Annotated in this window: 20 protein-coding genes and 1 riboswitch; of the genes, 13 read left to right on the top strand and 7 right to left on the bottom strand. The window is 40.6% G+C overall.

Going from position 1 to position 17,200, the window contains the following annotated elements; all coding sequences use genetic code 11:
* Positions 1-20: 20 nt before the first annotated feature.
* Together lepB and rnhC are read right to left on the bottom strand one after the other, a co-directional pair.
* Positions 21-635 carry a signal peptidase I gene (lepB, locus tag HMPREF1481_RS06570; protein ID WP_016466708.1) on the bottom strand — a complete coding sequence of 205 codons (615 nt, stop codon included), beginning with the start codon at positions 633-635 and terminating at the stop codon, positions 21-23.
* 9 nt (positions 636-644) lie between these two features.
* On the bottom strand, positions 645-1,520 hold the full coding sequence (rnhC, locus tag HMPREF1481_RS06565; protein ID WP_016466707.1) for a ribonuclease HIII: 876 nt from the start codon (positions 1,518-1,520) through the stop codon (positions 645-647).
* Between the two features lie 86 nt (positions 1,521-1,606).
* On the opposite strand from rnhC, the gene zapA reads away from it, so the two are divergent.
* The 6 genes from zapA (at position 1,607) to HMPREF1481_RS06535 (ending at position 8,225) form a co-directional block, all read left to right on the top strand.
* Positions 1,607-1,909, top strand: a complete 303-nt coding sequence (zapA, locus tag HMPREF1481_RS06560; RefSeq protein ID WP_016466706.1) for a cell division protein ZapA — start codon at positions 1,607-1,609, stop codon at positions 1,907-1,909.
* On the top strand, positions 1,906-2,454 hold the full coding sequence (locus HMPREF1481_RS06555) for a CvpA family protein (RefSeq protein ID WP_016466705.1): 549 nt from the start codon (positions 1,906-1,908) through the stop codon (positions 2,452-2,454). Before zapA ends, HMPREF1481_RS06555 begins: the two co-directional genes overlap by 4 nt.
* Before the next feature lie 109 nt (positions 2,455-2,563).
* On the top strand, positions 2,564-4,900 hold the full coding sequence (locus HMPREF1481_RS06550) for an endonuclease MutS2 (protein WP_016466704.1): 2,337 nt from the start codon (positions 2,564-2,566) through the stop codon (positions 4,898-4,900).
* Positions 4,901-5,043: 143 nt separating this feature from the next.
* Positions 5,044-5,132, top strand: a riboswitch (glycine riboswitch).
* A gap of 92 nt (positions 5,133-5,224) precedes the next feature.
* Positions 5,225-6,547, top strand: a complete 1,323-nt coding sequence (locus HMPREF1481_RS06545) for an alanine/glycine:cation symporter family protein (RefSeq protein WP_016466703.1) — start codon at positions 5,225-5,227, stop codon at positions 6,545-6,547.
* Between the two features lie 130 nt (positions 6,548-6,677).
* Entirely contained in the window at positions 6,678-7,226 is a 549-nt protein-coding gene (locus HMPREF1481_RS06540) for a carboxymuconolactone decarboxylase family protein (protein WP_016466702.1), read from the top strand.
* 102 nt (positions 7,227-7,328) lie between these two features.
* Entirely contained in the window at positions 7,329-8,225 is an 897-nt protein-coding gene (locus HMPREF1481_RS06535) for a TDT family transporter (protein ID WP_016466701.1), read from the top strand.
* A gap of 47 nt (positions 8,226-8,272) precedes the next feature.
* Here HMPREF1481_RS06535 and HMPREF1481_RS06530 read toward each other — a convergent pair whose 3' ends face one another.
* The 4 genes from HMPREF1481_RS06530 to HMPREF1481_RS06515 all read right to left on the bottom strand — a co-directional run bounded on the left by HMPREF1481_RS06530 (position 8,273) and on the right by HMPREF1481_RS06515 (position 10,314).
* Positions 8,273-8,614, bottom strand: a complete 342-nt coding sequence (locus tag HMPREF1481_RS06530) for a hypothetical protein (RefSeq protein WP_016466700.1) — start codon at positions 8,612-8,614, stop codon at positions 8,273-8,275.
* Between the two features lie 10 nt (positions 8,615-8,624).
* Positions 8,625-9,167, bottom strand: a complete 543-nt coding sequence (locus tag HMPREF1481_RS06525; RefSeq protein WP_016466699.1) for a DUF3278 domain-containing protein — start codon at positions 9,165-9,167, stop codon at positions 8,625-8,627.
* Between the two features lie 14 nt (positions 9,168-9,181).
* A complete protein-coding gene (locus HMPREF1481_RS06520) occupies positions 9,182-9,376 on the bottom strand; it encodes a helix-turn-helix transcriptional regulator (RefSeq protein ID WP_016466698.1) in 195 nt (64 codons plus the stop codon).
* Between the two features lie 122 nt (positions 9,377-9,498).
* Entirely contained in the window at positions 9,499-10,314 is an 816-nt protein-coding gene (locus HMPREF1481_RS06515; RefSeq protein ID WP_016466697.1) for an amino acid ABC transporter substrate-binding protein, read from the bottom strand.
* A 230-nt stretch (positions 10,315-10,544) separates the two neighbouring features.
* On the opposite strand from HMPREF1481_RS06515, the gene HMPREF1481_RS06510 reads away from it, so the two are divergent.
* From HMPREF1481_RS06510 to brnQ, 5 genes are all read left to right on the top strand, one after another.
* On the top strand, positions 10,545-11,150 hold the full coding sequence (locus HMPREF1481_RS06510) for a nitroreductase family protein (protein WP_016466696.1): 606 nt from the start codon (positions 10,545-10,547) through the stop codon (positions 11,148-11,150).
* Positions 11,151-11,159: 9 nt separating this feature from the next.
* Positions 11,160-12,560: a dipeptidase PepV gene (pepV, locus tag HMPREF1481_RS06505; RefSeq protein ID WP_016466695.1), complete on the top strand. Its 1,401-nt coding sequence runs from the start codon at positions 11,160-11,162 to the stop codon at positions 12,558-12,560.
* A gap of 53 nt (positions 12,561-12,613) precedes the next feature.
* The gene (locus tag HMPREF1481_RS06500; protein WP_016466694.1) at positions 12,614-13,204 is read left to right on the top strand and encodes a uracil-DNA glycosylase family protein; all 591 of its coding nucleotides are present in this window, start codon (positions 12,614-12,616) and stop codon (positions 13,202-13,204) included.
* Entirely contained in the window at positions 13,201-13,482 is a 282-nt protein-coding gene (locus HMPREF1481_RS06495; RefSeq protein ID WP_016466693.1) for a rhodanese-like domain-containing protein, read from the top strand. Before HMPREF1481_RS06500 ends, HMPREF1481_RS06495 begins: the two co-directional genes overlap by 4 nt.
* A gap of 162 nt (positions 13,483-13,644) precedes the next feature.
* Complete coding sequence (gene brnQ, locus HMPREF1481_RS06490; RefSeq protein WP_016466692.1) at positions 13,645-14,970, top strand: branched-chain amino acid transport system II carrier protein; 1,326 nt, start codon at positions 13,645-13,647, stop codon at positions 14,968-14,970.
* 35 nt (positions 14,971-15,005) lie between these two features.
* On the opposite strand, the gene HMPREF1481_RS06485 is transcribed toward brnQ, so the two are convergent.
* The gene (locus HMPREF1481_RS06485) at positions 15,006-15,557 is read right to left on the bottom strand and encodes a DUF1307 domain-containing protein (protein WP_016466691.1); all 552 of its coding nucleotides are present in this window, start codon (positions 15,555-15,557) and stop codon (positions 15,006-15,008) included.
* 133 nt (positions 15,558-15,690) lie between these two features.
* Here HMPREF1481_RS06485 and HMPREF1481_RS06480 point away from each other — a divergent pair, with 133 nt between their 5' ends.
* Both HMPREF1481_RS06480 and HMPREF1481_RS06475 read left to right on the top strand, forming a co-directional pair.
* Complete coding sequence (locus tag HMPREF1481_RS06480; protein WP_016466690.1) at positions 15,691-16,728, top strand: M42 family metallopeptidase; 1,038 nt, start codon at positions 15,691-15,693, stop codon at positions 16,726-16,728.
* A gap of 1 nt (position 16,729) precedes the next feature.
* Positions 16,730-17,191, top strand: a complete 462-nt coding sequence (locus tag HMPREF1481_RS06475; protein ID WP_016466689.1) for an HIT family protein — start codon at positions 16,730-16,732, stop codon at positions 17,189-17,191.
* The last annotated feature ends 9 nt before the right edge of the window (positions 17,192-17,200 follow it).

Here is a 17,200-nt window from a genome sequence, read left to right as displayed (position 1 = left end):
TTCTCGGCCTCTTAGTATTTTTAAACTGTTCCGATACGTTTGAGTGGCCAGAAACGGAATTTTGCCTCTCCAATGATATCTTTTGCTTTAAAAGTACCAACATGTCGGCTATCACTAGATACCAGACGGTCATCACCAAGTAGGAGGTATTGCCCCTCTGGAACAGTGAAGGTGAAGCTAGTGTTGTAATTTACATCTAAGGTGAATGCTTGAGCTTTTTCAGCAAGACTTCTGAAGTACTCGCCTTTTTTCCCATCCCAACTATCTCCAGTATAAGTAGATTGGAGTTTATCCTCCTTAAAGCGTTTAAGATACTCTGCTAGATAAGGTTCATCGGTTTCTTGGTCATTGATGTAGAGTTTATCATTTTCGTAATGAATAGTATCACCAGGCAATCCAATCACCCGTTTCACGATATCTTTATTTCCCTCATCCTCATGAGCGACAACAATATCAAAGCGATCGATAGGGAGGTGTTTAACAACAAAGAGAATTTCCCCATCAGCTAGAGTAGGGTCCATGGAGTGTCCTTCCACACGAACATTGCTCCAGAGAAAGAGACGGCTGAGACCAACTAAGGCGATAATCAGGAAGAAAACTCCCCATTCTCTTATAAATGATTTTAAATATTTCATGGTTCACCTCTATAGAAGTTTTTTGGCTTTTTCAGTATTTTTAAAATGAAGTTTGGCGCAGAAGTTAAGGCCCTTCATTCCATAAGCTTGTAAAATTTGACTGGCAACTTTATCAGAAGCGGTACCTGCCCCACTCGGAAGTTTGTAGCCTAACTCTCGGCCTAGATTTTCAAGATTTTCTAGGAAGAGGTCACGCGCGATGATGGAGCTAACAGCTACAGCCAAGTATTTGCCCTCAGCTTTTTCCTCAAGTGTAACTGGATTTGAGAAATGATTGGCTTCATTTTTTAAGTACTTATCATAGTTTTGAGCACTCGTAAAGGCATCAATGATAATCTTTTCTGGCTCAACTCCCTTTTGAAGGAGGAGAAAAATTGCTTGATTATGGAGAGCTACCTTGACCGAAACAGCATTATAACGTTCCCCAATGACTTCGTTATACTTACTTGGCGAAAGAAGGAGTGCTTGGTGCTGAATTTTCTCCTTAAGAAGGGGAGCAATCTGACGAATTTTTTGGTCTGTCAGTGTTTTGGAATCCCCTACACCGAGTCTTCGTAAATAGTCATGCTGGTCAGGAGTCACAAAGGATGCCACTACAGCAAGACCACCAAAATAGGAACCATTTCCGACTTCATCTGTCCCAATTAATGGGAAATTTTGTCCGCTAACAACTTGCGCTACCTGATAACCTAAAAAGCTGGCATAGTTTTCAGCGGCTTCTCCTTGCAAGAGGACTTTCCCAGATGTATAGACGGAAACACTGGCTTGAGGAAGCTTGAAAAAGTAGCGAATATAAGGATTTTTACTTGGAGCGAGAGCTTGCTCATGCTTTTGAACAAAAGCTTGAATTTCCTTTTCACTCGGTGTTAATGTGATACTTGCCATAGTCTCTATTGTACCATAAAAGCAGTAGAATTGGTTAAAACTGACAAACTTAGTGAAATTTGGTATAATATCGTGAGGTGAATTTTATGGCAAATTTAAATCGATTCAAGTTTACATTTGGGAAAAAAACATTAACGTTGACAACTGAACATGACAATCTTTTCATGGAGGAGATTGCGAAAGTTGCAACGGAAAAATATGAAGCAATCAAAGAACAAATGCCTGGAGCTGATGATGAGACAGTAGCTATCCTCTTAGCAGTTAACTGCCTATCTACCCAGCTTAGCCGTGAGATCGAGTTTGATGATAAGGAGCAAGAGTTAGAATCGCTCCGTTATAAACTAGTTGCGGCTAAACAAGAGCAGAGTAAGATTGAGGATTCCCTATGATTTCTATCCTACTCTTATTAATCCTTGCTTGGAGCTTTTATATTGGCTACCGCCGAGGAATCGTATTACAAGCATTTTATCTTGTGGCAACGATTGTCTCCGCTTATTTTGCAAGCAAATATTACCAATCTTTAGGACAGAAGTTCAATTTACTAATCCCATATGCTAATCCTCAGGAAGGACAGGGAACTTTCTTTTTCTCATCCACTCAACTCTTCCAATTGGACAAGGTCTTTTATGCAGGTATCGGTTTCCTCTTGGCCTTTACAGTATTTTACTGTATCGGTCGCTTCATTGGTCTTTTTCTAAACCTAGTACCGACGAAGCTAGTTGATGGAAAATATTTCCGTATCGGTGCCGGTGTGCTATCAGTCGGAGTGACCTTATTTGTCCTTCAGATGATGCTAACCATCCTCGCAACTGTACCATTACAAATTGTTCAAAATTCACTTGAAAATAGCTTTGTAGCTAGACATATCATCCAAAGCATTCCATTCACAACCAGTTTGATTAAGCAGCTTTGGGTTACCAAATTAATCGGATAAAAAGGGCGGGAACTATTCCTAGCCTTTTGTATACAATTTCAAAAGTAAGAGATTGATTTAAGAACTTGAAAATGACAAAAAGCCATAACTTTTTTACTAAGGAAATAAGATGAATACAAAAATATTAGAAACGTTAGAATTTAACAAGGTCAAGGCTCTATTTGAACCCCATCTTTTGACAGAACAAGGCCTAGAGCAGTTAAAAGAACTTGCTCCAACGGATAAAGGGGACAAGATAAAACAGGCTTTCGCAGAGATGAAGGAGATGCAAGAACTCTTTGTCGAACATCCTCATTTCAGCATTTCGGGGACAAAAGATATTGCTTTAACCTGCAAACGTTTGGAGATGGGTGCTGACCTTAGTATCGAGGAATTTCTCCTTCTCAAACGTGTCATATTTGCCAGCCGTGAATTGAAAAACTTCTATGATAATCTTGAAAATGTACGCTTGGATCACCTAGCAAATTGGTTTGAGAAACTTCACGACTTCCCACATCTACAGGGGAATCTCCAAGCTATCAATGAAGCTGGATTTATTGAGAATTTTGCAAGCGAAGAATTAGCACGAATCCGCCGTAAAATCCATGACAGTGAGAGCCGAGTTCGTGATGTCTTGCAAGACCTTCTCAAGCAGAAGGCGCAGATGTTAACAGAAGGGATTGTCGCTAGTAGAAATGGTCGCCAAGTTCTTCCAGTTAAAAATACCTATCGGAACAAGATTGCTGGGGTCGTTCACGATATTTCTGCCAGTGGGAACACTGTTTATATCGAACCTCGTGAAGTAGTTAAGCTAAGTGAGGAAATTGCTAGTCTTCGTGCAGATGAACGCTATGAGATGATGCGTATCCTCCAAGAACTCTCTGAACGAGTAAGACCGCATGCGGTTGAAATTGCCAATGATGCCTGGATTATTGGACGTTTGGATTTGATTCGCGCCAAGGTACGTTTTATCCAAGAAACTGGAGCAGTGGTCCCTCAAGTCTCTGAGGAACAGGAAATTCAACTCCTCCATGTTCGCCATCCCTTGGTTAAGAATGCTGTCGCAAATGATGTGCACTTTGGGAAAGATTTGACAGCTATCGTTATTACAGGTCCTAATACGGGTGGTAAGACCATTATGCTAAAAACCTTAGGTTTGACGCAATTGATGGCCCAGTCCGGTTTGCCTATTTTGGCAGATAAGGGCAGTCGTGTGGGGATTTTCGAGGAGGTCTTTGCGGATATTGGAGATGAACAATCCATTGAACAAAGTCTTTCAACCTTCTCTAGTCACATGACTAATATTGTTGATATTCTTGGTAAAGTCAACCAAAACTCGCTCTTGTTACTGGATGAGCTTGGAGCAGGAACTGATCCTCAGGAAGGTGCTGCCCTTGCCATGTCTATCTTAGAAGACTTGCGTTTGCGTCAAGTCAAGACTATGGCAACCACTCACTATCCTGAACTCAAGGCCTACGGAATTGAAACAGCCTATGTTCAGAATGCCAGTATGGAATTTGATACAGCTAGCCTGCGCCCGACTTATCGCTTTATGCAAGGAGTTCCAGGTCGAAGCAATGCCTTTGAAATTGCTAAACGTCTAGGCTTGTCAGATGTCATTGTAGGTGATGCTAGTAAGCAGATTGACCAAGACAACGATGTCAATCGTATCATTGAGCAATTGGAAGAACAGACACTTGAAAGTCGTAAACGTCTTGAAAATATCCGCCAAGTCGAGCAAGAGAACCTCAAGATGAATCGTGCGCTTAAAAAACTCTACAATGAGCTCAATCGTGAGAAGGAAACAGAACTCAATAAGGCGCGTGAGCAAGCTGCTGAGATTGTTGAATTGGCTCTAGCAGAAAGTGATGATATTCTAAAAAATCTTCATAGCAAATCTCAACTAAAACCACATGAGATTATCGAAGCCAAGGCTAAGCTCAAAAAATTAGCTCCTGAAAAAGTTGATCTTTCTAAAAACAAGGTTCTCCAAAAAGCCAAGAAAAAACGAGCTCCAAAAGTTGGAGATGATATTATCGTTTTAAGCTATGGTCAACGGGGTACCTTGACCAATCAACTCAAGGATGGTCGTTGGGAGGCTCAGGTTGGCTTGATTAAGATGACGCTTGAAGAGAAGGAATTTGACTTGGTTCAAGCTCAGCAAGAAGCACCAGTCAAGAAAAAACAAGTCAACGTTGTCAAACGTGCAGGTGGGAAAGGTCCACAGGCTCGACTAGACCTTCGTGGCAAACGCTACGAGGAAGCCATGGAAGCCTTAGACGCCTTTATCGACCAAGCTCTGCTCAACAATATGGCCCAAGTAGATATCATCCATGGTATCGGTACAGGAGTTATCCGTGAAGGTGTAACTAAGTACCTCCAAAGAAATAAACAGGTCAAGAGCTTTGGTTATGCACCCCAAAATGCAGGTGGAAGTGGAGCCACCATCGTAACCTTTAAAGGATAAAGCGAAATTATGAAAATTATAATAAAATTTTCTGAAAACATTGACAAGGACAGTTTTTTCTTGTAAAATAAATAAAAATTAAATACAACACCGAATGAAGTTTAATAGAAGTGGAAAGTCCTTTGACTTCCATGACTGTAAATGGACGGAACTCTGGAGAGACCGTAAAGGCACCGAAGGGGCAAGGCAGGCAACTGCTCAAACTCTCAGGTAAAAGGACAGAGCAATGATAGAGCGCTTTTTTGGCATTTATCGATGCATTCCAGAGTACATGTTAGTAAACATGTGCTCTTTCTTTTGGAGTTGAATAGATAGGAGAATGGTATGTTAAATTTGCTAAAAGAACTGGATGCTCTAGTATGGGGACCACCCCTTTTGATCTTATTAGTTGGTACAGGAATATATTTAACTCTTCGTTTAGGACTCTTACAAATCTTGCGTCTTCCTAAGGCATTTCAACTTATTTTTACTAAGGATAAGGGGCATGGGGATGTATCGAGTTTCGCGGCCTTGTGTACAGCCCTCGCAGCAACTGTTGGTACAGGAAACATCATCGGGGTGGCAACAGCTATCAAGGTCGGTGGCCCAGGGGCCCTCTTTTGGATGTGGATGGCTGCTTTCTTTGGAATGGCAACCAAGTATGCTGAAGGATTACTTGCTATCAAATACCGGACCAAGGATGACCATGGAGCTGTTGCGGGAGGAACGATGCACTATATTCTTCTGGGGATGGGAGAAAAATGGCGCCCTCTTGCTATCTTCTTTGCTATAGCTGGAGTATTGGTTGCACTTATGGGAATCGGTACTTTTACCCAGGTGAATTCCATTACAGAATCCGTTCAAAATACAGCTAGTATTGATCCGGCAATTACTGCGATTGTTTTATCTATTTTTGTAGGGATCGCGGTCTTTGGTGGACTCAAGTCCATTTCTAAGGTATCAACTACAGTTGTTCCTTTTATGGCCATTATCTATATATTGGGAACCTTGACAGTCATTTTCTTTAATATTGATAAAGTACCGGCAACAATTTCACTGGTTCTCACATCAGCTTTTAGTCCCATAGCTGCAGTGGGAGGATTTGCAGGAGCTAGTGTTCGGATGGCTATTCAAAATGGTGTGGCACGTGGTGTTTTCTCGAATGAATCTGGATTGGGTTCAGCTCCCATTGCGGCCGCAGCAGCCAAGACAAATGAACCGGTGGAGCAAGGTTTGATTTCCATGACTGGTACCTTTATTGATACCTTAATTATCTGTACTTTGACTGGTCTGACAATCTTGGTGACTGGAGTTTGGAATGGCAATTTAGACGGGGTTGCCCTGACTCAGTCCGCTTTCTCAACAGTCTTTTCATATTTTGGCCCAGCTCTTTTAACAATTTTCTTGGTGCTTTTTGCCTTTACCACGATTTTGGGATGGAACTATTATGGAGAGCGTTGTTTTGAGTTTCTCTTTGGTGTTCGCTTTATCTGGCTTTATCGAGTGGTCTTTGTTGCCATGGTCTTACTAGGAGGATTCATCGAGTTGGATATGGTCTGGGTCATTGCGGATATCGTCAATGCCCTCATGGCTCTACCAAACTTGATTGCTATCTTGACCTTATCACCAGTCGTCATTGCTGAGACTAAGAAGTATTTTGCTAAATAAGCTAATCACACATTTTGTGTGATTTTTTATTTTCATAAAGAAATCCTATCAATACAATTAAAAATATATATTATCCAAGAGAGAAATTCTGTGATAGACTAAGTGTCAAGAAAATGAAAAGAGGCCCCTTATGACAACATTTACTATCCATACTGTAGAATCAGCACCAGCAGAAGTCAAAGAAGTTCTTGAAACTGTTCAAAAGGACAATAATGGCTACATTCCCAACCTCATCGGACTTTTGGCCAATGCACCAACAGCTCTCGAAACTTATCGTACTGTCGGAGCTATCAACCGTCGCAATAGCCTAACACCTGTAGAGCGCGAAGTGGTCCAAATCACAGCAGCTGTAACCAACGGTTGTGCCTTCTGTGTAGCAGGGCACACTGCCTTTTCTATCAAGCAAATCCAGATGAATGATGATCTTCTCCAAGCCCTTCGTAATCGCACTCCGATTGAGACAGATCCTAAGTTGGATACCCTTGCCAAATTTACCTTGGCAGTCATTAATACCAAAGGACGCGTAGGTGATGAAGCACTCGGAGAGTTTTTGGAAGCTGGCTACACGCAAGAAAATGCCTTAGATGTCGTTCTTGGTGTGAGTTTGGCGACCCTCTGTAACTATGCTAATAATCTTGCTAACACGCCGATTAACCCAGAGTTGCAACCTTATGCCTAAGAATAGAAAAAATGGAGTCTGAACCTTTCAGACTCCATTTTTGTATGCTTTTTTAATGGTTTTTATGATATACTGATAATAACATTATTATTGGAGATTCACATGAAAAAACTTCCCTTGGCTTTTTCAGGTTGTTTATTGGGATTAGCTGGAGCTGGCAATCTCATCTTAGATACTTTTCCGCTATTGTCCCAGGTCTTTAGTTTGTCAGGATTGATTCTGTGGTTCTGTTTTCTAGTAAGGCACCTCAGTCATTGGCAAGAAAGTAAGCAAGAGTTGAAGAAAGCCCCTCTTTTATCAGGTATGGCGACCTTTCCCATGGCAGGGATGATTTTATCGACCTATATGCTACGGACTCTACCAGTTAGCTTGAACTTCATCGCGCAGGTTCTCTGGTGGTTTGCCTTTCTACTGGATGTAGGCTTAATCATCTACTTTACTATCAATTACGTACAAGCTAAACCAAGGACGAGCGCAACGCCAAGTTGGACGGTTCTTTATGTGGGAATCGCAGTGGCAAGCTTGACCTATCCAGTAGTGGGGATAGTTGGGATTGCCTATGGAGCTTGGATTTTTGGCTTTATCTTAACCCTTATCCTTTATCCTCTCATTTATCAAGATTTGAAAAGAAATCCATTGCCACGGGCCTTACTGGGGCAAGAAGGTATCTACTGTGCTCCATTTTCTCTCCTTTTAGCAGCCCTAGTTCGTATAGGAGGTCCAGCCCTTCCTAGCTGGATTTTGCTAGTCATGGTCCTTGCATCACAGACTTTCTTTTTCTTTGTCCTCAGTCGCTTGCCAAGAATTTTAAAACAGGGTTTCCAGCCAGCCTTTTCAGCCCTAACTTTCCCAACCATCATCACAGCAACTTCCTTGAAAATGGCCCAGGGAATTCTACAGTTTCCAGTCCTTAACCTTCTCGTTTGGATTGAAACAATCATTTGTTTAACAATCCTTGTCTATGTATTAGTAGAGTATATGCGGTATTTAAGAAACTAAAAGACCCCCTAGCATGGAGAAGTGCTAGGGGTTGGTTTTTAGAGCGATTAATAACCTTCTTTTTGTTTAACTTCTTTAAAGAGTTGATAGAGAGTATAGAAATAGACCAAACTAAAAATGATACAGATGGTTAGAAATAGGAGATATCTCCAATCCATAGAATTCGTTAACAGTTGTGGGAAAGATACGAGGATAAAGCAGAGAGATGCGTTTAAGAGGCGTATTTTTTTTGATGTGATTTTCTGAAATCTTTGTCCTTTGTTCAAGACAGGAAGGGCTAGCAGGAAGATGATCAGAAAAGGACGCGTAATATAGCCATAAACTAGGAAAACTGTGATAAAGATACTGACCAAAATATGACTGAGAATTAAAGTTTGTAATGATTTCATATGATTCCTCCTAATAGTCGTCTTGATCTTCTTTGGCTTTTCGAATGCGAAGCCAGACGACAAGTTGCATCATTAATCCGAAAAAGAAGGCTGCGAAAAGAATTGATGTGAAATGGCCTAGATTGAAAAGGTAACTAAGATAGTTCTTGCTATCATCCGTTAAGACATTGAGAAGAGGCATTCCAAAGAACATCAAAACTCCATAGACAAGTCCGGCTTTAAGGCCAGGGTAGCGCAATTGTTTTTGTTCTTTCTGGTTCAACATATCAGGGTCAATAGCAGTAATACCAGTTTTTTTGGTTTGAGTGGTGACATAGATTGCACAAATCATGGAAATCATAAAAATAATGATTGGATATCCGAAAGCGACAATTTGGGGATATTTATAAGCAAGGACAAAGGGAATGAGATTTCCAAAAATCATGAGGTAGAAGAGAACCATAAAGATTTTATTTCCAATGCGGTCAGCCTCGCGTTGTTTGTGTTCATCAAGTGGTCCTGAAATGCCATATGTGCGTTTGATTAGTTTTTCAGTGAGAGTTTCTTTTTTCATTTCTTTCTCCTTTCTCAAAAATCATCTTCCCAAAAGAGACTGTTGAGGTCTGTTTGGAGGCTGCGAGCGAGATTGAGACAGAGTTCCAGGGTAGGATTGTACTTGTCATTCTCAATCATGTTGATGGTTTGCCTAGAGACGCTGATATCTTTGGCAAGTTCGAGTTGGGACATGCCCAATTTCTTGCGGAATTCTTTTACACGATTCATGCTTCCTCCTTTTAAGAGTGTGTCACATATATTTGACCATAGTATATTCTTTTAAAAATAAAATGTCAACTATTTTTGACATATTTTTGTAAAATAAAAAAAGATTGGCTAGGCCAATCTTTTTATTTTAATTCTGACGCATCTGGTAGGTAAGAACCACCGAGATAGGTTTTGCTGAGTTTTTCAAGGGTTCCGTCTTGGTAGAGTTCTTTGAGGACCTTGTCAAATTGCTCTTTAAATTCTTTTTGGTCGCTTGAGAAGATGATGTAGTTGTTTGGATTGTCATTGCTTTCCAAGTCGACTACGTTCAAATCTAAACCTCGGTCTTGGATAATTTTTTGAACAGAGATTTTATCAAAAATTAGGAAATCAAATTCACCATTAGCGAGGTCAGTCAGACGTTTAGCGACATCTTCACCAGAATATTGGATGGTTGCAGGATTGTCGGAGTGGCTTTGATTCCAGTCTGTAACGACTTTGGCAGTAGAAGTTCCTGTATCATCCTGAGTTGTTTTACCAGCGATATCTTGAAGAGAAGTAAGAGCCTTGTCTTTTCTGCTTACAAGAACCAAAGGATTTTTAGCGATAGGTAGTGAGTAGAGGTATTTATCCGCTCTCTCTTTGGTATAGCTCAAGTTGTTGGCAGCAGCTTGGTAACGGCCAGCATCCACTCCGGGAAAGATACTTTCCCAGGCTGTTTTTTGGAATTCAATCTTGTATTGGTCTAATTTTTCATCGACTGCTTTTAAAACTTCAACATCATATCCAGTCAGATTTCCATCTTTTTCAAAGTCAAAAGGCGGGATGTCTCCGGCAGTTGCTACGACAATGGTTTTAGGACTAGAAGTGGAAGTAGAAGTAGAAGTACTTTCTTGTTTAGATTGTCCACAGGCAACCAACAAGGGACTAATAGCAAATAATAAGAATAATTTTTTCATGAGAGTCTCCTTTACTTAATGCTTTCTAGCTTACCAGACAATTCATCAAATAGCCAATATATATTTTTTATGGACGTGATAGAGAAATATTATAATTTCCAGTTTGAGTCTATAATTAAAAATCAAACCAGATAAGAAAAAGATAATTTATTCCGCCAATGAAAAAACTCTGCAAGCTCTTTCAGAATGTGGTAAAATGGAAGCAATAGAAATAGAAAAGGAACTTGCTTATGAAATTTCTTGAGTTAAATAAAAAACGTCATGCGACTAAGCATTTTATTGATAAACCTGTCGATCCGAAGGATGTTCGTACAGCTATTGAAATCGCAACCTTGGCACCAAGTGCCCACAACAGCCAGCCTTGGAAATTCGTCGTGGTTCGTGAGAAAAATGCTGAACTAGCAAAATTGGCTTATGGTTCAAACTTTGAGCAAGTAGCCTCTGCGCCTGTAACGATTGCCTTGTTTACAGATACAGACTTAGCTAAACGTGCTCGCAAGATTGCCCGAGTTGGTGGTGCCAACAATTTCTCAGAAGAGCAACTTCAGTACTTCTTGAAAAATCTTCCAGCAGAATTTGCGCGCTACAATGAACAACAAGTCAGCGACTACTTGGCCCTTAATGCAGGATTAGTAGCTATGAACTTGGTTCTTGCTTTGACTGACCAGGGAATCGGTTCAAACATTATCCTTGGTTTTGACAAATCAAAAGCCAATGAAGTCTTGGAAATCGAAGAACGTTTCCGTCCTGAACTTTTGATCACAGTAGGATACACAGATGAGAAGTTGGAACCAAGCTACCGCTTGCCAGTAGATGAAATTATCGAGAAGAGATAGGAAGAAAAAATGACAGTTATTGATTTTACAGCAGAAGTAGAAAAACGCAAAGAAGACCTTTTGGCTGACTTGTTTAGCCTTTTGGAAATCAACTCAGAACGTGATGACAGCAAGGCAGACGCGCAGCATCCATTTGGACCTGGGCCAGTAAAAGCCTTGGAGAAATTCCTTGAAATCGCAGACCGTGATGGCTACCCAACAAAAAATGTCGACAACTATGCCGGACATTTCGAGTTTGGTGAAGGAGAAGAAGTTCTCGGAATCTTTGCTCACATGGACGTAGTGCCAGCAGGTAGCGGTTGGGATACTGATCCTTACACTCCAACTATCAAAGATGGTCGTCTTTATGCGCGTGGTGCTTCTGATGACAAGGGACCAACTACAGCATGTTATTATGGTTTGAAAATCATCAAAGAATTGGGACTTCCAACTTCTAAGAAAGTTCGTTTCATCGTCGGAACTGACGAAGAGTCAGGTTGGGCAGATATGGACTACTATTTTGAGCATGTAGGACTTGCAAAACCAGACTTTGGCTTCTCTCCAGATGCTGAATTCCCTATCATCAATGGTGAAAAAGGAAACATCACAGAATACCTTCACTTTGCAGGTGAAAATGCAGGTGCTGCTCGTCTTCACAGCTTCACAGGTGGCTTACGCGAAAACATGGTGCCAGAGTCAGCAACTGCAGTCGTTTCAGGTGATTTAGCTGACTTGCAAGCTAAGCTAGATGCCTTCGTTGCAGAGCACAATCTCAGAGGAGAAATCCAAGAAGAAAATGGTCAGTACAAGGTGACTGTAATTGGTAAATCAGCCCATGGGGCTATGCCTGCTTCAGGTGTCAATGGTGCGACCTACCTTGCTCTCTTCCTCAGCCAATTTGCCTTTGAAGGGCCTGCGAAAGACTATCTTGACATTGCTGGTAAGATTCTCTTGAATGACCACGAAGGTAAAAATTTGAAAGTAGCTCATGTGGATGAAAAAATGGGTGCCCTTTCTATGAATGCGGGTGTCTTCCGCTTCGACGAAGCAAGTGCTGACAATACTATTGCCCTTAACTTCCGTTATCCAAAAGGAACAAGCCCAGAGCAAATCAAGTCAGTTCTTGAAAACTTGCCAGTTGCTTCAGTTAGCCTTTCTGAGCATGGTCACACTCCTCACTATGTGCCAATGGAAGATCCACTTGTCCAAACCTTGTTGAATGTTTATGAAAAACAAACTGGACTTCAAGGTCATGAACAAGTCATCGGTGGTGGAACATTTGGACGATTGTTAGAGCGTGGTGTAGCCTACGGTGCTATGTTCCCAGATTCTATCGATACCATGCACCAAGCCAACGAATTTATCGCCTTGGATGATCTTTTCCGTGCAGCAGCCATCTACGCTGAAGCTATCTACGAATTGATCAAATAATGCTCTAGAAGTCCGAGATTTTATGCTTGGACTTCTTTTTGGAGGGAAAGTAGATGTCTCAAATCGAAAGAATCAAGCAAGCCATTATGGCAGATCCACAGAATACCCGTTATACCGAGCAAGGAATAGAGCCTCTCTTTGCAGCACCAAAGACTGCTCGTATCAATATCATTGGACAAGCTCCTGGTCTTAAAACCCAAGAAGCAGGACTTTACTGGAAGGATAAAAGTGGGGACCGCTTGCGAGAGTGGTTAGGTGTAGACGAAGATACGTTTTATAACTCAGGTTATTTTGCAGTCATGCCCATGGACTTCTATTTTCCAGGACATGGAAAATCGGGTGACCTACCACCACGTCCAGGTTTTGCAGAAAAATGGCATCCAGAACTCTTGAAGGAGTTGCCAGATATTCAATTAACCCTCTTGATTGGTCAGTATGCCCAAGCCTACTATCTGCATGAAAAGGTCAGTGGCAAGGTGACGAACCGCGTACATCGGTTCAAGGATTATTTGCCTGATTATTTCCCTCTGGTACACCCATCACCACGTAATCAAATCTGGATGAAAAAAAATCCTTGGTTTGAAGAAGAAGTCTTGCCTGACTTGAAAGATAGAATCCAAAAAATTCTCGGAGAAGAAAAATGAAAGACATTACTTTTAACGATTTTTACCAACTTTACCAGAATAGCCCACTTTCTGTGCTGGATGTGAGAGAAGTAGAGGAATTTGAAGCTCTTCATTTAGAAGGTGCTCGTAATTTCCCTCTCAGCCAACTAGCGGATACTTATAAACAACTGGAAAAAGACCAACTTTACTACGTGATTTGTAAATCAGGAATGCGTTCAGCACGCGCTTGTCAATTTCTTGCAGAGCAAGGCTACGAAGTTATCAATGTCCAAGGTGGCATGGATGCTTTAGAATAAGAGAAACTCCCTTTGAGACTGAAATAGAAAAGATCTCGAAGGGAATTATTTTGCTCTAAAATTCCGAAAATTGAAAACATTTTAGAATTATTTCGAGATAGCCTTTTCATGCCTTTAAACATGTTATACTAAGAAAGTATTTTAATTTTATAAGGAGAGTTTATGGCTAAAAAAGGTGCTTTAACAGGATTACTTCTGTTTGGAATATTTTTTGGAGCAGGTAACTTGATTTTCCCTCCAACTCTAGGCGCACAGTCTGGAGAAAACTTCCTTCCTGCCATTGCAGGCTTTGTATTTTCAGGTGTTGGGATTGCCGTCCTAACTTTGATTATCGGAACCCTGAATCCTAAGGGTTATATCTATGAGATTTCTAAGAAAATTTCTCCATGGTTTGCGACGATTTATCTTGCAGCTTTGTACTTGTCGATTGGTCCATTCTTTGCCATTCCACGTACAGCAACAACATCGTTTGAGGTCGGTATTAGTCCCCTCCTAGCCGAAGCAGATAAGGGTTTAGGTTTGATTGTCTTTACCATTCTCTACTTTGTTGCAGCCTATTTAATCGCCCTTAACCCTTCAAAGATTTTGGATCGTATCGGACGAATCTTGACTCCAGTATTTGCAATTTTGATTGTTGTTTTGGTTATCCTTGGAGCCTTTAAATATGGTGGGAACGCACCGCAAGCAGCATCAGGTGCCTATCAAACTTCAGCCTTTGGTGCAGGTTTCCTTGAGGGGTATAATACACTTGATGCGCTTGCTTCTGTTGCCTTTAGTGTTATCGCTGTTCAAACCTTGAAACAGCTTGGATTTTCAAGTAAGAAAGAATACATTTCAACTATTTGGGTCGTTGGAATCGTTGTAGCTTTAGGATTTAGTGCTTTATACATTGGCCTAGGTTTCCTTGGAAATCATTTCCCAGTACCAGCTGAAGTGATGAATGAAGGAACCCCAGGAGTTTATATCTTGTCACAAGCAACACAAGAAATATTTGGTTCGATAGCGCAATTTTTCCTTGCAGTCATGGTAACTGTAACTTGTTTCACAACAACTGTAGGCTTGATTGTATCAACAGCTGAATTCTTTAACAACCGCTTCCCACAAATCAGTTATAAAGTTTATGCGACTGTCTTTTCCTTGATTGGTTTTGCTATCGCAAATCTTGGTTTGAGTGCCATTATCAAGTATTCAGTACCAGTGCTAGTTGTCTTGTATCCAATCACGATTGCCATTGTCATGATTGTGATTGTTAACAAGTTTATCGCTCTTTCTAAACCAGGTATGCAGTTGACTGTTGGGTTTGTCACAGCCATTGCTATTGCCAGTGTTTTAGGATCTACATTTAAGATTGACATTCTTGCAAATATCGTTAACACTCTACCGTTTGCAGATGCTTCTCTACCATGGTTAGTACCAGCAATTGTTGGGATATTGCTTTCTCTCGTTCTTCCAAATAAACAAGAGAGTGAAGCGTTTGAAATGGAATAAAAAAACTTGGCGTTAGCCAAGTTTTTTTATTCTTCTTAGTTCGTTTTTTCTTTATAACCTAAATCTTCAAGCATTTTTCTTGTTTTTGAGAAACTTACACGGTTTCCAACTCCCGAATATTCGTTTGGCATAGCTTTCTTCATCTCATCAAGATTGACTACAGTCATATCAATGACCATTGTATGAATGACTTTTCCGTCTTTGAATTCGATATTTTGTGTAACTCCTTTGATTCCTTCGTACCCTTTATAAGTTTTCACGATCAGTTCTTTAATCTCATCTGCAGTCTTATTGAGTACTTCGGGGTCAAAAACATTATAGACTTCCTGTTTCACAACGTCATCACCTTTAACAGTATAAGTTAAGGTAGAATTTCTTCCTGGATTACTGTCATGAACAAAGGCTACAGTTTTTAATTCTGCTTTCTTTTCAGTAGTTTCAGCCTCAGTAGTTTCAGCTTCGGTAGTTTTTACTTCACTCGTCTCTGCTTTTGAAGAGTTAGAAGTTGTTGATGATTGTTTAGAACATCCTAATAAGAATACCAAAGGCAAGGCTAAGCAAAGTATCATTTTAAAATATTTGTTCATATTTCTTCCTTTCATCATAAGAACTGTTTTTTATTATATCATAAAATACTTTTGTTATCAAAGTATATTAGTCTTTCCTTTTTACACATACTAAGATGGGAAAAATGATATAATGGTAGCAAGAGGTGAAGAAATGAATCAAACTGTAGAATATATCAAAGAATTGACTGCTATCGCATCGCCAACTGGTTTTACGCGTGAAATTACGAATTATCTAGTTGAGACGCTTGAAAAACTAGGTTATCAACCAATCCGAACTGCTAAAGGTGGTATCAACGTAACAATCAAAGGTAAAAATGACGAGCAACAACGCTATGTGACTGCCCATGTGGATACTTTGGGAGCTATTGTTCGTGCTATTAAACCAGACGGTCGCCTCAAGATGGACCGTATCGGTGGTTATCCTTGGAATATGATTGAAGGTGAAAACTGTACGGTTCATGTGGCTAGCACAGGTAACACCGTATCAGGTACGATTTTGATTCACCAAACTTCTTGCCATGTTTACAAGGATGCGGGGACAGCTGAACGTACGCAGGACAATATGGAAGTACGTTTGGATGAAAAAGTGACCAATGATAAGGAAACACGCGCACTCGGTATTGAGGTTGGTGACTTTATCAGCTTCGATCCACGAACTATCGTAACTGATTCAGGCTTTATCAAATCGCGTCATTTGGATGATAAAGTCAGTGCGGCTATCCTTCTCAATCTCCTCAAAGTATACAAAGAAGAAGGGATTGAACTTCCTGTTACTACGCATTTTGCTTTTTCAGTCTTTGAAGAAGTAGGTCATGGTGCTAACTCAAGTATTCCTAATCAAGTTGTCGAATATCTGGCTGTGGATATGGGAGCAATGGGGGATGATCAACAGACAGACGAGTACACAGTGTCTATCTGTGTCAAAGATGCTTCTGGACCGTATCACTATGAATTCCGTCAGCATTTGGTCGCCCTGGCAAAAGAGCAAGACATTCCGTTTAAACTAGATATCTATCCATTTTACGGTTCGGATGCTTCTGCAGCTATGTCAGCTGGAGCAGAAGTCAAACACGCTCTTCTTGGTGCAGGTATTGAGTCTAGTCACTCTTACGAGCGGACTCATGTTGATTCTGTAGTGGCTACTGAGCGTATGGTGGATGCTTATCTCAAGAGTGACTTGGTAAACTAAAATGTGCTTGATTTGTGATCGAATTGAATTGATTAAGTCTGGTAACAATCCCTACTTTGTGAAGGAATTAGAAACAGGCTATGTTGTTATCGGAGACCACCAGTATTTTGAAGGATACACTCTCTTTCTATCCAAGGAACATGTCACAGAATTACATCATCTACACACAACTGTCAAACTTCAATTTTTAGAGGAAATGAGTCTGGTTCAGGAAGCTGTCTCTAAGGCTTTTTCTGCTGAAAAGATGAATGTAGAGTTGTTGGGAAATGGAGACGCTCATGTTCACTGGCATATTTTTCCAAGACGAGCTGGTGATATGAAGGGGCACGGTCTAAATGGACGTGGTCCAGTCTGGTGGGTTCCTTGGGAAGAAATGGCAGCAGAAGATTACCAAGTACAACCGAAACAATTAGAAAATTTAATCCAATCTTTATCTGTTGAATTGGATAAAGTTATCAAATGAAAGGATAAA

It is taken from the genome of Streptococcus sp. HPH0090 (genome assembly GCF_000411475.1).
Taxonomy (GTDB): Bacteria; Bacillota; Bacilli; order Lactobacillales; family Streptococcaceae; genus Streptococcus.
This window is presented reverse-complemented; position numbering and strand designations above follow the sequence as displayed.